The sequence below is a fragment of the Streptomyces sp. NBC_01244 genome (assembly GCF_035987325.1).
In the GTDB taxonomy this organism is placed as follows: Bacteria; Actinomycetota; Actinomycetes; order Streptomycetales; family Streptomycetaceae; genus Streptomyces.
The window spans coordinates 6,567,740-6,586,250 of the sequence record NZ_CP108488.1 but is presented as its reverse complement, the minus strand read 5'-3'; the positions used below and the strand labels follow the sequence as shown (position 1 = coordinate 6,586,250).

The following is an 18,511-nucleotide window of genomic DNA, read 5'->3' as shown; positions in this document are numbered from 1 at the left end:
ATCGGGATCGGATGCAGGGTCGGGCGGGGGTGGCGATGCGGGCGTACGGCGGCCCGCGCGGCCGGGCCCGCGGGGTGCTGGCGGCGTTCGCCCTGGCGGGATGCGGGGCGCTGCTGGCGGCGGGGTGCTCCCCGCCGGACGGCGTCGGAGCAAGGCCCGGCGATGCGCCACCGGGCGCGACGGCGGGCTCCGCGCCGCCGGGGGCCTCGGGCTCCCCCTCCGCTTCGGCCTCCGGGCCGCCGGCCAAGGGCGGGGTGACGGTGACCGGCGTGGCCGCCCAGGGTCTCGAGTCCCCGTGGGGGGTGGCTCCGCTGCCCGACGGGAACCTGCTGGTCGCCTCGCGGGACAAGGGCACGATCAGCAGGGTCGACGTCGCCGCCGGCGCCGTGACCCCGGTCGGCAAGGTGCCCGGGGTGGCCCCGGGCGGCGAGGGCGGGCTGCTGGGCCTGGCCCTGTCCCCTACGTTCGCCTCGGACCGCATGGTGTACGTCTACTTCACCACCGAGTCCGACAACCGCATCGCCCGGCTGCGCTATGACGATAAGAGACCGGCCGGCGATCAACTGGGCGCACCCGACACGGTGTTCAGGGGGATCCCCAAGGGGCTCATCCACAACGGCGGACGGATCGCCTTCGGCCCGGACAAGATGCTCTACGCCGGGACGGGCGAGACCGGGGAGACCGGGCTGGCCCAGGACAAGAAGTCGCTCGGCGGGAAGATCCTGCGGATGACCCCGGACGGGGAGCCGGTGCACGGCAATCCGGAAGCGGACTCGGTCGTGTACTCGTACGGGCACCGCAATGTGCAGGGCCTCGCCTGGGACAAGGACAAACGGCTGTGGGCGGCCGAGTTCGGGCAGAACACCTGGGACGAGCTGAATCTGATAGAGCCCGGCGCGAACTACGGCTGGCCGGAGGCCGAGGGCAAGGCCGGCAAGCCGGGGATGCGCGATCCGGTGGCGGTGTGGAAGACCGACGAGGCCTCGCCGAGCGGGATCGCCTGGGCGCAGGGCTCCGTCTGGATGGCCGGGCTGAGGGGGCAGCGGCTCTGGCGGATTCCGCTGGCCGGGGCGGAGCCGGTGGCGGAGCCCGAGGCGTTCCTGGCGGGCGAGTACGGCCGGCTGCGCACCGTGGTGCCCCTCGGTGGGGACAGGTTGCTGCTGGTCACAAGCGAGACGGATGGGCGCGGGTCGCCGGAAGCGGGCGACGACAGGATCCTGACACTGACGGTGCGATGACCGGCGGGCCCCGACGCGGGGACGAAAGGTGCGGTGGACGCGATGTTCAACATGATCGAGGAGCTGTTCAGCCCGGGGCGCAAGCACACGGACGAGGAGAAGAAGCGGCTGGAGCTTTCCCGGACCGACGTCAGTGACGGCGATCCGGGAAAGGGCCCGATAGACCTGGACTCCGGCAAGGTGCTCATACGGGCGAAGGAGGACCCGGCGGCCTAGGTGTTCTGTCCCGGGAGGTTGTGGACGGGTGAGCCAGGTCTCGGCTGAGGGATCTTGAAGGGGTGTGACCCGGATACGCCAGAAACCCGCCAGAACTTGATCTTGGCCTGCTGAGTGCCTGACGCTGTCGGGGATCTTGGCGATGACGGTCGGCCATGCCCTCGACATCCCAGTCTCCAAGATCCCCGACCTCGTCACCCGCGATCAGCTCTGCGTCTCCTCGCGGCGTCCCATAGCGGCCGCATCGGGGATGACGAGCAGCTTGCCGGTGGTACGCCGAGCCTCCAGATCGCTGTGGGCCTGGGCGGCCTCGGACAATGCGTAGCGGCCCGTTACGGTGACCTCAAGCGCCTTGGAGCGCACCCACTCGAACACATCGGCGGCCCGTCGGAGCAGTTCGGACCGATCGGCGATGAAGTCCCCGAGGCTGGGCCGGATCAAGGTCAGCGAACCGCCGTGGGCGAGGCGAATCGGATCAAACGGCGGCACGGCACCACTTGCCGCGCCGAAGAGCACGAGATGGCCGCGGGTTCGCAGGCTGGCGAGGCTCGCATCGAAGGTGTGCGCGCCGACGCCGTCGAAGACAACCGGCAGTCCCTGACCGCCGTTGAGCCGCCTGACCTCGGCTGCGAGATCGTCGACTGCGGAGGAAAGGATCACCTCAGCGGCCCCGGCACGCTTCGCCAGTTCGGCCTTCGCCGTGGTCGACGTCGTGCCGATCACCCTGCCGCCGAGATGGGTGATGAGCTGGGTCAAAAGCAGCCCCATGCCACCAGCAGCCGCATGCACGAGCACCGTGTCGCCCCCCTGAACCGGGTAGGCGTCCTTGACGAGATAGTGCGCGGTCATGCCTTGGAGGAGCACGGCGGCGGCTGTCTCGAAGCCGACATCGTCGGGCAGCGGCACCAGCCGGGAGGAGTCCACGACGGCCCGCTCGGCATACGTGCCGGGAATCTCCACCCAACCGACCCGGTCCCCGACTGCGACGTCAGCGACGCCGGGCCCAACTTCGACGACCGTGCCGGCGCCCTCAGAGCCCGGGGTGAAGGGCAGCGGGAGGCTGTACCGGCCTTCGCGGTGGTAGACGTCGAGGAAGTTGACCCCGGATGCGGCGACCTCCACGATCGCCTCGCCCGGACCCGGCCGCGGCTGGTCCACCTTGGCCTCCTGCAGCACCTCGGGACCGCCCACTTCGTACACCTGAATCGCTCGCATGGCCCTCCAATAACGGCTCATCCCCACCAACCCCGTTGATGGCTCATCCCCCACCAACCCCGTTGATGGCGATCCGATTCCCGGCAAGCAGACCAGCCCGCCGCCCTGCTCGGCCTGGTCCCCTCGACCGCGCGACCGCGCGACCGGGCACGTCATACGCCGCTACGAACGCGAGAAACCCGGCGAGCTCGTGCACGTCGACATCAAGAAGCTCGGCAACATCCCCGACGCTGGCGGACACAAGGTCCTGGGCCGGCAAGCGGGCCGCAAGACCCGCAGGAACGCCGGCTACAGCTACCTGCACACCGCCGTCGACGACCACTCCCGCCTCGCCTACAGCGAGATCCACGCGGACGAGAAGAAGGAGACCGCCACCGCCTTCTGGCAACTGGCTCCACTCCTACAAGCACCACCGCGGACACACCGCACTCGCAGGCAAACCACCCGCAAGCCGCGTCCCCAACCTGACGAGGCAATACACCTAGGGCCCGGCGCCCGGGGGGGCCTAGGGGGACGACGCCGCCTTCACCGCTTGCCGGCCGGCTGCTGGGTGACGGGGCCGAAGAGCCGTAGCCGGTGGGCCAGGGCGGCGGCCTCGCCGCGGCCCGCGACGCCGAGCTTCGCCAGGATGTTCGAGACGTGCACGCTGGCCGTCTTCGGGGAGATGAAGAGCTCCTCGGCGATCTGGCGGTTGGTGTGGCCGGCCGCGACCAGGCGCAGCACGTCCCGTTCGCGGCTGGTCAGCCCCAGCGCCTCGACCGGGTCGGTCTCCGGAGCGAGCAGGGCCTCGGCGGCGGCGCCCACGGGGACGAGCGGGAGCCTGGCGCGCTGCGCGAGCAGGGCCAGGTCCTCGCGGAGCCTGCGGGCACCGAGCTGCTCGGAGGTGGCGTAGGCCTCCTGGAGCCGCCCGGCGGCGGCCTCGCGGTCCCCGCCGGCCGCCAGCAGGGCCTCCACGAGCCGGTGCCGGGCCCTGGCGAGCAGGTAGGGACGCTCCAGGGGGCGTACGGCCGCTTCCACGGCCGTCCAGTCGGCGACGGTGTCCCGGTCCTCGGCCCGCAGCAGTTCGGCCCTGAGGAACTCGGAGTGGGCGGTCCACAGCGGGACCGGGGTGGCCAGGGTCCGGGCGGCGGCGCGCAGCACCGTCAGCGCCTCCTCCCGGCCGGCCTCGGCGACCGGCAGGCCCCGGGCGTCGGCTTCGGCCGAGGCGGCGGCGAGCAGCAGCGGCCAGGCGTAGCGGTGGTTGCCGAGTGGGAAGCCGAAGTCGACGGCTGCGGCGACCTCGGTGCGGACGTCGGCTATCCGGCCCTCCCCCGCGGCCACCCCGATCGCGAGCCGCGACAGCGGGATCTGGTGCTGGGGCTGGCCGTCGTGCGATCCGAAGTGGGCGCGGGCGGCGGTGAGCTGGGCGGCGGCCTCGGCGAGTTCACCGCGGGCCAGAGCCAGGTAGGCCAGCCGTCCGGCCGCGGCGGCTCGCGGGGCGGCTCCGCTGCTGACGAGAGCCAGGGTGCGCCGGGCCTCCGCCGCGGCCTCGTCCCAGCGGCCGAGGCTGTACAGGCTCTCCGCCATGTTCCCGCGGACCCAGGCCTCGGAGTCCATCAGCTGGGACTTCTTGACCAGTGCGACACCTTGTTCGGCCAGTTCCACGGCTTCGCGGGACCGGCCCAGGCTTTCCAGATGAGAGGTGAGGTTGATATGTGCACGTCCCACCAGCATGCCGAGTCCGAGTTCCGCGGCCCGGTCCTTGACCGCGTACATCTCGGCGAGTCCGCGCTCGGGTGCACCCGTGTCGACGAGCAGGCTGCCGACGGTGATCCGGGCGTTCAGCTCGGTGTCCTCGGCGCCGACCATCCGCGCGTACTCCACGGCGCGTTCGGCGGCGACCAGGTTGTCGGGTCCCGGTGTGTGGAGCATGCCCCAGCTCGCGGCCCGGACCAGGACGTCGGCGTGCACCTGGGACGGGGGCAGCCCGCGGACGAGTTCCTGTGCCTTGGCGAGCTCTTCCCAGCCGTCGCCGCGGCCGAGGCCGGTGATCAGCCGGGAGCGTTCGGTCCAGAACCAGGCGGCGCGCAGCGGGTCGTGGCCGTCGTCCAGCGACCGCAGGGCGGTTTTGGTGAGCTTCAGCGCACGCTCGCGCTCGCCGCCGAAGCGGGCCGCGACGGTGGCTTCGGCCAGCAGGTCGAGGCGTTGCAGCGGAGTGGTCTCCGGGTCGCAGCCGCAGGGCGGGTACACCTCGGTGTAGTCCGCCGGTCGCAGCGCTCCGCGCACGTCTTCCGGTACGGCCTCCCACAGCTCCATGGCCCGCTCCAGCAGTCGCAGCTGCTCGGAGTAGGCGTGCCGGCGCCGGGCGGCGACCGAGGCGGCGAGCACGGCGGGCAGGGCCTTGACCACGTCGTTGGCGTAGTACCAGTAGGTGGCGAGCCGGATGACCCGCTCCTCCGCGCGGATCAGCGAGTCGTCCTCTTCGAGCGCCTCGGCGTAGCGGCGGTTGACGCGGGCGCGCTCGCCGGGCAGCAGGTCGTCGGAGACGGCCTCGCGGACCAGGGAGTGGCGGAAGCGGTAGCCGTCGCCGTCGGAGGTGGCGAGGAGGATGTTGGCGCCGACCGCCGAGCGCAGGGCCTCGATCAGTTCGTCCTCGGTGAGCCGGGTGACGGCGCGCAGCAGGTCGTACTCCACGGTGGAGCCGCCCTCGGCGACGATGCGCACGACGCGCTGCGCGGCGTCCGGGAGGACTTCGACGCGGACCAGGAGGAGGTCGCGCAGGGATTCGGTGAGGCCGGTGAGACAGCCGCTGGCGCGGGAGGCGACGAGTTCCTCGACGAAGAAGGCGTTGCCGTCGGAGCGGTCGAAGACCGATTCGACGAACTCCTCGTCGGGCTGCGAGGCGAGTATCCCGGCGAGCTGGCGGCGCACTTCGGCCCGGTTGAAGCGGGACAGCTCGATGCGCTGGACGGTGCGCAGCCGGTCGAGCTCCGCGAGGAGCGGGCGCAGCGGGTGGCGGCGGTGGACGTCGTCGGCGCGGTAGGTGGCGACCACGACGAGCCGGCCGCTGCCGAGCGCGCGGAAGAGGTAGGAGAGCAGGTGCCGGGTGGAGGTGTCCGCCCAGTGCAGGTCTTCCAGGACGAGGACGACGGTGCGGTCGGCGGCGAGGCGTTCCAGCATCCGGGCCGTCAGTTCGAAGAGCCGGGCGGTGCTTTCCTCGTCGTGCGGGCCGCGGGGGGTCTCGCCGAGTTCGGGGAGGATGCGCGCGAGTTCGTCCTCCTGGCCGACGGCGGCTGCGGCCAGTTCGTCGGGGAGCAGGCGGTGCAGGGTGCGCAGCGCCGTCGAAAACGGGGCGAAGGGAAGTCCCTCCGCCCCGATCTCCACACAGCCTCCGACGGCCACGACCGCGCCGCGGCGGTCGGCCTCGCAGAGGAACTCCTCGGTGAGGCGGGTCTTGCCGACCCCGGCCTCGCCGCCTATGAGCAGTGCCTGCGGCTCCTGGCCGGCGGCGCGCGTCAGGGCGTCGGTGAGTACGGCCAGTTCGTCGGCTCGGCCGACGAACACCGGGCTGACAGATCTGGTCTCCACGCCGCCGAGCATCGCACAGAGGCCCTGCTCACCGGCACTGGATATCGGTGCGCTTCTCATCACGCGGGGGTTCGTACGGTCGCGCGACGCGGGTTACGCGGCGCGGGTGAACCGGCCGCGCTGCCCTCTCACCGACCCCTCCGGTTCCTGGCTCCGGGAGAAGGCGCGGCGGGCCTTCTTCGCTTCCTGGACCAGACGGTAGGCGTCGGCCTCGCGGATGAGGTCGGCGCGACGGGCGGTGGCGATCTCGTACTCGAACATCTCGTGCTCCCTGGTTCGCGTTTCTCGGACACCTCGTTCGGTGTGATCCAAGATTCGCGCCCCAGGGGGTGCCGGCACATCGGGAGCATGCCGCATCTGCGGGAGCCGGGGGGCCTTAGGTCGGGACCCGAGGTCCCTGAGGTGGCCTAAGGCAGTACCTAGGCGGGCCGCCGCGCGGCAGCGATCGGACTAGGCGGCGGGGGCCACCGGGAGGGCGAGCAGGTACATGAACAGGAAGGCGATCACGCCGATGACGGCGACGACCACGGCGGCCCAGGACACGGAGCGGACCCAGGCCGGGAGGGTGCGGCCGGAGGCGCCGAAGGCCGGGCGGGCCAGTACGAAGACGGCGATGAGCAGCGCGATCGTCGACAGGACGCCGTTGACCAGGGCGGTCATGTGCCAGGCGTTGCCGTACAGCGCCTCGATCTTGTCCTCGGTGGTGGTGGCGGTGGCGGAGCTGATCTGGCCCTTGAGGGTCTCCCGCTCGCCTATGACGCGGGAGGTCCAGCTGCCGCTGAGGGCGATCAGACCGAGACCGGCGGCGACGATCGCGGAGGCTCCGGAGGCGACACCACTGCTCTGCTCCGCGTCGGCCGCGGCGTCGAGCTCGTCGAACTCGTCGTCGAGGTCGGTGGCGAGCTCCTCGCCCTGGACCTCCTCGGTGGCGGCGGTGTCCGCGGCGGCCGGGGCGGTCGTCTCGTCGGTGGCGGCCTTCTTCAGGTCGGCCGGGGAGTCCGCCTCGGGAGCGGTCGGGGCGGGGGTCTTGGTGGTGTCCATGCGGGGCACCGTAGGCGGCTTTTCTGAGAGGTTCCTGAGAATCCGGCCGGGCAGCGGGCAGCGCCCCGCCCCGGTCCCCCGGGAGAGCCGGGGTGGGGCGGGGGCGGGCGGCCGCGGGGGGTGGTTACGCGGGGCGGGCCGCGGACCACTCGTGGGCGAGGAGCGCCCAGATCTCGGTGTCCTGACGGACGCCCCGGTGGAGGTGGTTCTCGCGCATGACACCCTCACGGGTCATGCCCAGGCGCTCGGCCACGGCGAGGCTCTTCTTGTTGCCGGAGGCGGCGTGCCACTCGACGCGGTGCATGCCGCGCTCGCCGAAGGCGTAGTCGATGAGGACGCGGCAGGCCTTCGTCACCAGGCCGCGGCCGGCCGCGGCGGGCTCCAGCCAGCAGCCGATCTCGCAGTTGCCCGTCCCCGCGTCGAACGCCGGGAAGAGGACCCCGCCCACCAGGGTGCCGTCGAGCCTGATCCCGAAGAACCGCGCGCCGTCCTCCCCGGCCGTGACCGCGTACTTGGCCAGCAGGGCGCGGGCGGATTCCGGGTCGACGGACCGGTCGGGGAAGCCTACGTACCGGCCGATGAACTCGCGTCCGCGTTCGATGTGGGCGAAGAACTCCTCCGCGTGCCGGGCTTCCAGCGGGAACAGCTGGGCGTCGTCGGCGAGGTCTATCGAGAACATGCGCGTTCTTCCTTGGCTATCGAGCGGCGGGTGGCCGGATCACCGGGAGCTGGTCGCGGGCTCGGCCGCGTCCTCGCTCGTGGCGGGGTCCGCGCCGGGCCGCTGCAGGGGAAGTTTCGCATGCGGACGGCGCTCCGGGGGCTCGATGCTGATCTTCGGGAGCCGGCGGTCCAGCCAGGCGGGCAGCCACCAGTTGGCTCCGCCGAGCAGGTGCATCAGGGCCGGGACGAGGAGGGTCCGCAGGACGAAGGCGTCGAGGGCGACGGCAGCGGCGAGCGCGATGCCGAACATGGCGATGATCCGGTCGCCGCTGAGTACGAAGGCCAGGAAGACGGAGATCATGATGACGGCCGCCGAGTTGATCACCCGGCTGGTCTCGGCGAGGCCGACGCGCACCGCCCGCTGGTTGTCCCCCGTCTCCAGCCACTCCTCGTACATCCGGCTGACGAGGAAGACCTGGTAGTCCATGGACAGTCCGAAGAGCACCGAGACCATGATCACCGGGAGGAAGGGCTCGATCGGCCCCGCGCTGCCCAGCCCCAGCGGTTCGCTGCCCCAGCCCCACTGGAAGATCGCGACGACGACTCCGAAGGAGGAGGCGACGGCGGCGACGTTCATGGCGGCGGCCTTGACCGGGATGCCTATGGAGCGGAAGGCCAGCAGCAGGAGCAGGCAGCCGAGTGCGATGACCACACCGACGAAGAGCGGCAGTTTGCCGACGATGACCTCGGCGAAGTCGTCGTACCCGGCGGTCACGCCGCCCACGTGCACCTGCATGGAGTTGTCGTGGCCGGCGCGCGGGATGACGTCCCCGCGCAGCCTGTCGACCAGCTCGCTCGTGGCCCGGGACTGCGGAGAGGAGTCCGGTACGACGGTGACGACGGCGGTGTCGCCGCTGCGGTTGAAGACCGCCGGTCCGGCCGCTGCCACGCCCCTGGTCGTACGGAGCGACTCGGCCAGCGCGTCCACGGCGACCCGGTCGCCGGCCCCGCCGAGGCGGGCGACCACGGTCAGCGGGCCGTTCATCCCCGGGCCGAAGCCCTCCGCGAGCAGGTCGTAGGCCTTGCGCGTGGTGGACGCGGCCGGGTTGTTGCCCTGGTCGGAGGTGCCGAGGTGGAGGGAGAGCGTGGGCAGTGCCAGCACCACCATGACCGCGGTGGCGACCAGGCCGAGCAGCTTCGGGTGGCGCTCGACGAAGGCCGACCAGCGGGCGGCGAAGCCGGTGACCGCGTCGGGCCGCGGACCCTCGGCGGCCAGCTTGCGGCGCTCGCGGCGGGACAGCGCGCGCATGCCGATGTACGAGAGGAGCGCGGGCAGCAGGGTCACCGAGGCGGCGACGGTCAGGACCACGGTGAGGGAGGCGGCGATGGCGACGCCGTTGAGGAAGTTCAGCCGGAGCACCAGCATGCCGAGCAGCGCGATGCAGACGGTGGCCCCGGCGAAGACCACGGCCCGGCCGGTGGTGGCGACGGCGCTCTCGGCGGCTTCCGCGACCGGGAGTCCGCGTTTGAGGCCCTTTCGGTGGCGGGTGACGATGAACAGGGCGTAGTCGATGCCCACCCCGAGGCCCACGAGGGTGCCGAGCATCGGAGCGAAGTCGGCGACCGGCATCGCGTGGCCGAGCAGGGTGATGCCGAAATAGGCGGTGCCCACGCTGACCAGGGCGGTGGCGATGGGCAACAGGCTGGCGGCCAGCGACCCGAAGGCCAGGAACAGCACCAGCGCGGCGATGGCCACCCCGATGACCTCGGCGAGGTGCGCGGAGGGCGCTTCGGTGAGGCCGATGGCGCGCCCGCCGAGCTCGACCTGAAGTCCGTCCGCCTGGGTCGCCGGGTTCCTCGCGGCGTCGACGACGGCCTTCGCCTCGCCCTTCGGCACCGAGTCGGCCTGCCGGTCGAAGGTGACCACGGCGTACGCGGTACGCCCGTCGGGGCTGATCCGGGCCCCGCTGTCGGGCCCGGGACCATAGGGGCCGGCAACCGAACCGACACCGGGCAGCCCGGCTATGGAGTCGAGGGCCCGCGCCATGCGCTCCTGCACGGCCGGCGTCCGCACGCTCTGCCCGTCCGGAGCCCGCCACACGATGGTGTCGGTGTCGCCGCCCTGCCCGTGGAAGCCTTCCCGCAGCAGGGCGTGCGCCTTGGCGGACTCGGTGCCGGGGACCTCGTAGTCATTGGAGAACGCCGTCCCGGCGCCGACCGCGGCAGCGGCGGTCCCGCCGAAGGCGAGGAGCCAGAGCAGGACGACAACGAGTCGGTGCCGCATGCACCAGCGTGCGAGGGCTGACAACGGACGGGCTCCCTGGTGGTTCGGATCTTTACCGGGGAACGGCCCGTCGGAAAGAACGCGTGAACACTGAAAACTGAACGCTGGGCGTCTGGAATTTTGGTGCGGGGTGCGTGCGGTTGGTCTACACCTCCACGATCGCAGCGCCGCGTGATCGTTGGCGGCCATCGTGGGCAGCGTCACAGGCGTGCGGGCAGGCGCGGGACCATGGTCACACGGGGTTCGGAGCGGAGGTCCGGCCGGACTGGTCGTCGGGGTGGCCGTGGGGGTGACCATTGGGGTGGTTATCGGGGTGGCCATCGGGGTGGTCATCGGGGTGGCCATCGGGTTCTTCGTCGGTGCGGTAGCCGGGCAGCGAGGGCCAGCGCACGGTGAGCACCACCGAGTCCTCCTCCGCGCACCAGGAATGGTCGACTCCGCGCCCCCACACGACGTAGTCCCCCTGTTCGGCCAGAACGACGCTCCGACCGGGGAACTCCAGCCGGAACCGGCCGCTGATCAGCACCTGCAAGGCCGTACGGGACTCTCCCCGCACCCACTGCGCCCGCTCCTCACCCTTGGGGTGGACGCCCCACTTGATCTCCACGTCCTCACTGTGACGGGCATCCCCGGGCTCCTTGAAGTGCCCCAGCAGCCAGCCCCGGTCGACGGCGGCGTCGGGGGTGGCCTTGCCGGTGTAGACGGAGGGGTGGGTGGACGGGTGGGTGGGGTCGCTCACGGGGTGAGGCTAATGCAGTTGTCGGACCCGTCGGCGGCTGGTGAGCTGGCCGGATGACGATGGATCCAGATGACCTGCTGAAGGTGCGCGCCGAGTTCGACTCCGCGATGCGACGGGAGGCCCGGCCCGACACCAGTGACGCGCGTGTGGAACGGGTGGGGGCGGTCGTACGGCAGATCGTGCCCGGCGCCGGAGGGAACATGGTGCTCTGGTCGGACCTCGACGAGCACACGGCGGATGCGGCAATCACGGAGCAGGTGGCGTTCTTCACGAAGCTGGCCGATCGGGGCGAGGTCCCGTCGGCGGAGTTCGAGTGGAAGCTGTACGGCCACGACCGCCCCGCCGACCTCGGGGACCGGCTGCGCGCGGCGGGCTTCGTGGCGGAGCCCGCGGAAACACTGCTGGTGGGACGGGTGGCGGACCTCGCAACCCTGTCCGTGGAGCCGCCGGAGGGCATCACCCTGCGGGTGGTGACCGATGAGGCGGGCGTGGATCTGATGATGGAGGCCCACCGCCGCGCCTTCGGCGCGGATCGCCCCCGCGTCAAAGACCTGATGCTGAACCTGCTGCGGGACGAGCCGGACACGATCGAAGCCGTCGTCGCGATGGCGGGCGACACCCCGGTGAGCGCGGCCCGGATGGAGATGCGCCCGGGGAGCCCGTTCGCAGGCCTGTGGGGCGGCGGCACGGTCCCGGAATGGCGAGGCCACGGCATCTACCGCCTCCTGGTGGCCCACCGAGCCCGCGTGGCGGCGGACCGGGGCATCCGCTACCTCCAGGTCGACGCATCGGAGGACAGCCGCCCGATCCTGGAACGGCTGGGCTTCGACGTGCTGGGGGTGACCGTGCCTTGGGTTTGGGAGGGGTAGGGGGGAGAGGGGAGAGGGGAGAGCCGGTCGGGGTGGTGGGGAGGGCTTGTGCTGCGGGTGGGGTGGTGGCTTTGACAGTGGTTCGGGGGGCGTCCCGGTAGTCCAGTGTTCTTTCGGCGTGGGCCGGTCCCTCAAGGGCGCTCCCTTCGGTCGCGTCGCTTCGCGATGGCCTTCGGCCACCCTTGACCGACCGACCCACGCCGAAAAGCCACAAGACTTCCGGGATCCCCCCGGGGAACGGCCGGGAGGGAAGTGTGGGGAGGAGCGGCCTCGTCTGGGATGCGCAGCCCCCTTGAGTCGGTGGTCATCTGGACACGGCCCCGGCAGGACCGTGACCCCAACCGGAACGAACGCGCGGGGCGATCAGAGCATCCAGGGACGGGCGTCTGGACACCCTTCCCGTGACCGTCGACCGCCGACATGAGCGAGAGAGTGACGAGAAGGGCTTCAGGGTCGGTGGGCGCGACAGATCGCTACACACTCCCACTCGGCCAAGCGACTACCGACCGTCCGTGGCTGATCTAGCGGGGGGGCGGACGCTGCCGGACGGTATGAGCCGGTACGGCGGCGCGGGGGTCAGGAATTGGTGTTGAGGAAGCCAATGGTTACCGCGCCCCACCAGCAGAGCTGCGAGATCACGGCGGTGGCTCCGCCCCAGAGCAGAAGGCGCGGGGTGGCGACGGGTCCGGCCGCGAGGCGGTGGCCGAGGAGGCCGGCCTGGAGACCGTTGAGGGTCAGGAGGACGACGAGCCCGAGCTTGGCGAGGGTGAGGGACGAGTTGAGATCGGGTTCCAGCATCATCCCGCTCACGACGAGACCACCGAGTCCGGCCCAGATCGGTATGTGAAGTCGGGACGTCGCACCGACCACTTCGGTGAGCGTGCAACGCCTCATGGCCCACAGCAGACCGTAGTAGTCAGCGGACAGAACCGCGCCGAAGCCGACGACGAGCGAGGCGAGGTGCGCGAAGAGCGTCGCCGTGTGCAGCGCCGGGTCGGTCTTCATGTGAACGGAGACCCACAACCCGACCGTCAGAACGATCATCGCCCCAAGCCCTGCGGCCACGACCGTCCACCAAGAGTCGTACAGGCGGATAGGACGAGCAGACAGATCAGCGGCAGGAGACGACATGAGGATGAGCTCCGAAGGAAGGGCGGCCACGAACGCGATCTGGGCGAGGTAAGGCCTACCTAAACATTCCTTGAGGTCAAAACCCGTCCACTGCCCAAGACGGGGCGCCGGCCGCTTCCCCACACAAATCAGGCCATAGCTATCAAGCCACGTCCGGTCCGCAGTCGCTAAGCCAAGTGGGAGGGGAACCGGTCGCTGGGCGGCCTTTGATCAGCCACGGACGGTCGGTAGTCGCTTGGCCGAGTGGGAGTGTGTAGCGATCTGTCGCGCCCACCGACCCTGAGGGGCTCGCGGGCGTTCTTGCGCTCATGTCGGCGGTCGACGGTCACGGGAAGGGTGTCCAGACGCCCGTCCCTGGATGCTCCGATCGCCCCGCGCGTCCGCACCGGCCGAGGTCACGGTCCTGCCGGGGCCGTGTCCAGATGACCCCTGACCGAAGGGGGTTGCGCATCCCAGACCACACGTAGGGGCGAAGGCCTTCACGCCCCGGGGCCAACGGGGCAAGATCTCAGCCATGGCAGCAACAACAGGATCCGCCCACCGCGTCGCCCCTCCCCTCGCCGGGGGCGAGCGCGAGACGCTCCGCGCGTACCTCGACTTCCACCGGGCCACCCTCGCCTGGAAGTGCGAGGGCCTCACCGACGAGGAGCTGCGCCGCCAGGCGTCCCCGCCCTCCACGCTGTCCCTGCTCGGACTGGTACGGCACATGGCGGAGGTGGAGCGGCACTGGTTCCGGCGCACCTTCGGCGGGGCGGAGGTCCCCCATCTGTGGTCGGACACCCACGACTTCCAGGCCGCCTACGACGCCTCCGGCTCGACCCGCGCCGAGGCCTTCGCGGCCTGGCGTGCGGAGGTCGAGCACGCCCGCGCGGTGGAGGCGGCCGCCGAGTCCCTCGACGTGACAGTGCGCGTCGAGAAGTGGGAGGAGGACGCCTCGCTGCGCCTGCTCATGCTGCACATGATCCACGAGTACGCCCGCCACAACGGCCACGCGGACTTCCTCCGCGAGGCCGTCGACGGCGCCACCGGCGCCTGAAGCGGAGCGGGCCCCCAACCCCGCCACTCACCCCCGTTCGGCCGCCGTCCCCGCCAGGAATCCGGTGATCAGCTCCGCCCACTCCCCCGGGCGTTCGACGAACGGCAGGTGCCCGGTGGCCAGTTCCGCCCACCGGGCGCCCGGCAGCGAGTCCGCCAGCTCCCGCTGACCCTCCAGCGATGCGAGCAGGTCGGCGGTGGTCGCGATGACCAGCGCGGGTACGTCGATCCGCGCGAGGTCGGCGCGCAGGTCGGCCCCCTTCACCAGTGCGGCATGGTCCCCGCCTCCGGGCGGGAAGGAGGCCGCGGTGGCCCGTACGACCTCCTCCACCTGCTCACCGGTCATCCCCTCCAGTGCCTGCCGGCTGAGGGTGAGCGGGACGAGGAGCCGGGCGAGCAGCTCGACCTCCCCACGGCGGGCCAGTTCGGCCCAGAGGTCGGTGATGAGGCCGAGCCGGTGATCGGCGCGGGCGAAGCTCGCCGTGAGCACCAGGGCGGTGACCCGCCGCGGGTACCGGGCGGCGATGCGCACGGCGACGTTCCCGCCGAGGGAGTAGCCGAGCACGGCGAACCGCTCCAGCCCCTCGGCGTCGGCGGCGGCCACCAACTGGTCGGCCAGATCGTCCAGTTCGAGAGGTTGCGTGGCGCGCGGGGTGGCCCCCGTTCCCGGGTAGTCGATGCCGACGACGCTGTGGCCGACAGCCAGGGCGTCGAGGACCGGACCGAAATTCGACTCCACCGAACCGCCTCCGCCATGGGCGAGGAGGAGTCCGGGCCCACCGCTCTCCTTGCGGACGGTGCGGGCGTAGGCGCTGACCTGAGTGGCATGCACGAGAGGTTCCCCTGACTTCAGTAACGATCACTACAGAAAGAACCGTACCCGATTAAATTAGCGATCGCTACAGAACTTCCGGCCGTGGCCGCAACTTGACCGGCGCCCTCCCGCGCCGGGAAGCTGATCCCCACTCAAACAACCAGCGCTGGGGGGAAATTGACCAGCCAGAATCTGCACATCGGGCCGGACGCGGCAGCGGACCGCTACCGGTTGCTCCGGTCCATCGGGCGCGGCGGGGAGGCCGTGCTCTATCTCGCGGAGATCGAGCTCGCGGGAGGATCCGAGCCCGTCGTCGTGAAGGTGCTCGACTCCAAGACCACGATCACCCCGGACGTCTTCGACCGGATCAGCCAGAAGTGGAACGAGCAGGCGGAACTGCTGCGCTTCGTGCACCGGCCCGGCGTCGTGGGCGTACGGGAGCATTTCGAGGGGCCACCGATCCACCGGCCCGGGGAGTCCTCGACGCTGACCGGACGGGCCCTGGTCCTGGTCATGAACCACGTCGACGGGCTCGACCTGCGCGACTGGCGGGCCGAGCGGACCCTCGCCACGGCCGCCGAGCGGCGCGAAGTGATGCGCACGCTGGAGCAGTTGGCCGAGGTGCTGGACTGGCTGCACTCGGGGAAGGCCACCCCCTCCGGACGTCAGGTGATCCACGGCGACCTGTCCCCCGGCAATGTCATGGTGGATGCGCACGGGCAGGCCACCCTGGTGGACTTCGGCCTCAGCAAGCTGACCGCCGACCACCAGACGGCGGAGGTGTGGTTCACCCAGGGCTACGCCGCGCCGGAGGTCTTCGAAGGGAAGCGGACCCCGGGCGCGGACCGGTACGCCTTCGGGGCCATCGCGTACTTCCTGCTGAGCGGGGAGTCCCCGCCCTCGACGCCAGAGCTGCTGGCCCAAGCCCTCGTACGGCTGCCGCAGTTCGCCGTACTGGATGCGGAGCAGCGGGCGCGGATCGCCTCCATCTACGCCGCCGACCCGCTGAAGCGTCCGGTGAACCTGGCGGGCTGGATGAAGGACATCCGCCGCGTGGTGGTGTCCACCACCACGTCCACCTCCCAGCGGGTGGTCCAGGACGCGGTGCCGGTTCCCCCGGCGACTCCCCCGGCCGCGGCCCCGCCGAAACCGGTGGCCCCTCCCCAGCAGGCCCAGCAGCCCTCGCAGCCGCCGGCGGCTCCGGTGGTGGCCCCGGCCGTCCCGGCGAGTCCCCCGGCCGCTCCCCCGGCCCAGCCGGTGCACACCCCGCCGCCCGCGTACACCCCGCCCCCCACCGAACCGGCTTACACCCCGCCGTCCGTCCAGGCGAGCGTGCCGCAGGGGTACGGTCCCGCGCCCGTGGCCGTGTCCCCCGCGGAACCGGCGCTCCCGGCGCCCCCGCCGCCCCCGCGCAAGAAGCGGCGGACCGGGCTGGTGCTCGCGGCGGTACTGGCGGTCCTGGTGGTGGCGGGCGGCGCCGTGGTCGGCGTGAAGCTGCTCGGGGACAAGAAGGACGCGGACGGCGCGAACACGGCGTCCGGCGGGGACAAGGCGGCTTCGTCCTCCTCGGCCTCCGAGAGCCCCTCCCCGCTCCCCACTCCCACGCCCACCCCGACGCCGAGCTCGTACGCATCCGAGTCCGTCGACCCGACCGCGCAGCCCACGGCGACGGGTTCCCAGCCCCCTTCGGGGGTCGCGCCCGGAGTCAACGCCGCCGATCTGACGGTCATGAGCCCCGTAAAGGACCTGGGCGGCTTCGAGGTGCGGCCCGCCAAGATCGACACCAAGCAGTACGGGGCGGCGTTCGTCGCGGAGCGCCGCTGCTACACCGACACGTACACGGAGTTCGACCTCAATCGCGAGTGGAAGAAGCTGGACTTCATCGTGGGGATCGACGACGGCTCGACCAACGAGAAGGGCCGGGTCAGCTTCTCCCTCGACGGCCAGCCCGCCGCCTTCTCCGAGCTCGTGCAACTGGGCAAGCCGATCACCCACACCGTGGACGTGAGCGGCGCCCTGAGGCTGCGCATCAAGGTGGACAAGGGCTGCGACAACGGCACGGTGGTCATCGCCACCCCTCAGTTGTCACGCTGACCCGCTGGACGAAGACAACGAAGACAACGAAAGGCGGCCCCGCACCGGAGAACCGGTGCGGGGCCGCCTTCGTACGTGCGCGAGTGACTGCGTCGACTACTCCGAGACGCCCAGGCGCTCCAGGATGAGCTCCTTGACGCGCGCCGCGTCGGCCTGACCACGGGTGGTCTTCATGACCGCTCCGACCAGTGCGCCGACGGCGGCGATCTTGCCACCGCGGATCTTGTCGGCGATGCCCGCGTTGCCCGCGATGGCCTCGTCCACGGCCGCGCCGAGCGCGCCCTCGTCCGAGACGACCTTCAGGCCGCGCTTCTCGACGACCTCGTCCGGGGTGCCCTCGCCGGCGAGTACGCCTTCGAGGACCTGGCGGGCCAGCTTGTCGTTGAGCTCACCGGCCGCCACCAGGGCCGCGACGCGCGCGACCTGGACGGGGGTGATGGGCAGCTCGTCGACGACGACGCCCTGCTCGTTGGCGTTGCGCGCCAGCTCGCCCATCCACCACTTGCGGGCGGCCGTGGAGTCGGCGCCGGCCTCGATGGTGGCGACGATGGAGTCCACCGCGCCCGCGTTGAGGATCGACTGCATGTCGTGCTCGGTGACGCCCCACTCCTGGAGGAGGCGGTTGCGGCGCACGCGCGGCATCTCCGGCAGGCCGGAGCGCAGTTCCTCGACCCAGGTGCGGGCCGGGGCGATCGGGACGAGGTCGGGCTCCGGGAAGTACCGGTAGTCCTCGGCGTTGTCCTTGATGCGGCCGGCCGTGGTGGAGCCGTCCTCCTCGTGGAAGTGCCGGGTCTCCTGCACGATCGAGCCGCCGGAGGAAAGCACCGCCGCGTGGCGCTGGATCTCGAAGCGGGCCGCGCGCTCGACGGAGCGCAGCGAGTTGACGTTCTTCGTCTCGCTGCGGGTGCCGAACTCGGACTCGGGGGTGGGGCGCAGCGACAGGTTGACGTCGCAGCGCATCTGGCCCTTGTCCATGCGGGCCTCGGAGACGCCGAGCGCCTTGATGACCTCGCGCAGTTCGGCGACGTACGCCTTGGCCACCTCGGGGGCGCGCTCGCCGGCGCCCTCGATCGGCTTGGTGACGATCTCGATGAGGGGGATGCCTGCGCGGTTGTAGTCCAGCAGCGAGTGGGACGCGCCGTGGATGCGGCCGGTGGCGCCGCCGACGTGCAGCGACTTGCCGGTGTCCTCCTCCATGTGGGCGCGCTCGATCTCCACGCGGAAGATCTCGCCGTCCTCCAGCTGGACGTCGAGGAAGCCGTTGAAGGCGATCGGCTCGTCGTACTGGGAGGTCTGGAAGTTCTTCGGCATGTCCGGGTAGAAGTAGTTCTTCCGGGCGAAGCGGCACCACTCGGCGATCTCGCAGTTCAGCGCGAGACCGATCTTGATGGCGGACTCGATGCCGATCTCGTTGACGACCGGCAGCGCGCCGGGCAGGCCGAGGCAGACCGGGCAGGTCTGCGAGTTGGGCTCGGCGCCCAGCTCGGTCGAGCAGCCGCAGAACATCTTGGTCTTGGTGCCGAGCTCGACATGGACCTCGAGGCCCATGACGGGGTCGTACGACGCGAGGGCGTCCTCGTACGACAGCAGTTCAATGGCAGTCACAGT

14 protein-coding genes and 2 pseudogenes are annotated in these 18,511 nt (G+C 71.3%); 6 read left to right on the top strand and 10 right to left on the bottom strand.

Translation table 11 applies throughout. The features are described 5' to 3' along the window. The first annotated feature begins 11 nt into the window (after positions 1 to 11). Both OG247_RS29760 and OG247_RS29755 read left to right on the top strand, forming a co-directional pair. A complete protein-coding gene (locus OG247_RS29760; protein WP_442813452.1) occupies positions 12 to 1,238 on the top strand; it encodes a PQQ-dependent sugar dehydrogenase in 1,227 nt (408 codons plus the stop codon). A gap of 42 nt (positions 1,239 to 1,280) precedes the next feature. After that, a complete protein-coding gene (locus OG247_RS29755; protein WP_327257687.1) occupies positions 1,281 to 1,454 on the top strand; it encodes a DUF6191 domain-containing protein in 174 nt (57 codons plus the stop codon). 204 nt (positions 1,455 to 1,658) lie between these two features. Here OG247_RS29755 and OG247_RS29750 read toward each other — a convergent pair whose 3' ends face one another. Further along, complete coding sequence (locus OG247_RS29750; RefSeq protein ID WP_327255086.1) at positions 1,659 to 2,669, bottom strand: quinone oxidoreductase family protein; 1,011 nt, start codon at positions 2,667 to 2,669, stop codon at positions 1,659 to 1,661. 133 nt (positions 2,670 to 2,802) lie between these two features. Here OG247_RS29750 and OG247_RS29745 point away from each other — a divergent pair. Beyond that, positions 2,803 to 3,054: pseudogene (locus OG247_RS29745) on the top strand (IS481 family transposase); the annotation flags it as partial. Between the two features lie 140 nt (positions 3,055 to 3,194). Here OG247_RS29745 and OG247_RS29740 read toward each other — a convergent pair. The 6 genes and pseudogenes from OG247_RS29740 to OG247_RS29715 all read right to left on the bottom strand — a co-directional run. Then, on the bottom strand, positions 3,195 to 6,248 hold the full coding sequence (locus OG247_RS29740; RefSeq protein ID WP_327257686.1) for a helix-turn-helix transcriptional regulator: 3,054 nt from the start codon (positions 6,246 to 6,248) through the stop codon (positions 3,195 to 3,197). An 81-nt stretch (positions 6,249 to 6,329) separates the two neighbouring features. Further along, on the bottom strand, positions 6,330 to 6,497 hold the full coding sequence (locus tag OG247_RS29735) for a hypothetical protein (protein ID WP_327255085.1): 168 nt from the start codon (positions 6,495 to 6,497) through the stop codon (positions 6,330 to 6,332). 189 nt (positions 6,498 to 6,686) lie between these two features. Further along, on the bottom strand, positions 6,687 to 7,277 hold the full coding sequence (locus OG247_RS29730; RefSeq protein WP_327255084.1) for a hypothetical protein: 591 nt from the start codon (positions 7,275 to 7,277) through the stop codon (positions 6,687 to 6,689). Positions 7,278 to 7,401: 124 nt separating this feature from the next. Continuing rightward, entirely contained in the window at positions 7,402 to 7,956 is a 555-nt protein-coding gene (locus OG247_RS29725) for a GNAT family N-acetyltransferase (RefSeq protein WP_327255083.1), read from the bottom strand. 39 nt (positions 7,957 to 7,995) lie between these two features. After that, positions 7,996 to 10,245, bottom strand: a complete 2,250-nt coding sequence (locus OG247_RS29720; RefSeq protein WP_327255082.1) for an MMPL family transporter — start codon at positions 10,243 to 10,245, stop codon at positions 7,996 to 7,998. Positions 10,246 to 10,573: 328 nt separating this feature from the next. Next, positions 10,574 to 10,960 (bottom strand): annotated as a pseudogene (locus tag OG247_RS29715) (signal peptidase I); the annotation flags it as partial. A gap of 59 nt (positions 10,961 to 11,019) precedes the next feature. On the opposite strand from OG247_RS29715, the gene OG247_RS29710 reads away from it, so the two are divergent. After that, on the top strand, positions 11,020 to 11,829 hold the full coding sequence (locus tag OG247_RS29710) for a GNAT family N-acetyltransferase (RefSeq protein WP_327257685.1): 810 nt from the start codon (positions 11,020 to 11,022) through the stop codon (positions 11,827 to 11,829). Between the two features lie 576 nt (positions 11,830 to 12,405). On the opposite strand, the gene OG247_RS29705 is transcribed toward OG247_RS29710, so the two are convergent. Next, entirely contained in the window at positions 12,406 to 12,873 is a 468-nt protein-coding gene (locus OG247_RS29705) for a hypothetical protein (RefSeq protein ID WP_327255081.1), read from the bottom strand. Positions 12,874 to 13,474: 601 nt separating this feature from the next. Here OG247_RS29705 and OG247_RS29700 point away from each other — a divergent pair. Next, complete coding sequence (locus OG247_RS29700) at positions 13,475 to 13,996, top strand: DinB family protein (RefSeq protein ID WP_327255080.1); 522 nt, start codon at positions 13,475 to 13,477, stop codon at positions 13,994 to 13,996. Between the two features lie 27 nt (positions 13,997 to 14,023). On the opposite strand, the gene OG247_RS29695 is transcribed toward OG247_RS29700, so the two are convergent. Next, a complete protein-coding gene (locus OG247_RS29695; RefSeq protein ID WP_327255079.1) occupies positions 14,024 to 14,827 on the bottom strand; it encodes an alpha/beta fold hydrolase in 804 nt (267 codons plus the stop codon). Positions 14,828 to 14,986: 159 nt separating this feature from the next. On the opposite strand from OG247_RS29695, the gene OG247_RS29690 reads away from it, so the two are divergent. Continuing rightward, positions 14,987 to 16,903: a protein kinase domain-containing protein gene (locus OG247_RS29690; RefSeq protein WP_327255078.1), complete on the top strand. Its 1,917-nt coding sequence runs from the start codon at positions 14,987 to 14,989 to the stop codon at positions 16,901 to 16,903. 96 nt (positions 16,904 to 16,999) lie between these two features. Here OG247_RS29690 and gatB read toward each other — a convergent pair whose 3' ends face one another. Then, on the bottom strand, positions 17,000 to 18,508 hold the full coding sequence (gatB, locus tag OG247_RS29685; protein WP_327255077.1) for an Asp-tRNA(Asn)/Glu-tRNA(Gln) amidotransferase subunit GatB: 1,509 nt from the start codon (positions 18,506 to 18,508) through the stop codon (positions 17,000 to 17,002). Positions 18,509 to 18,511: the final 3 nt, after the last annotated feature.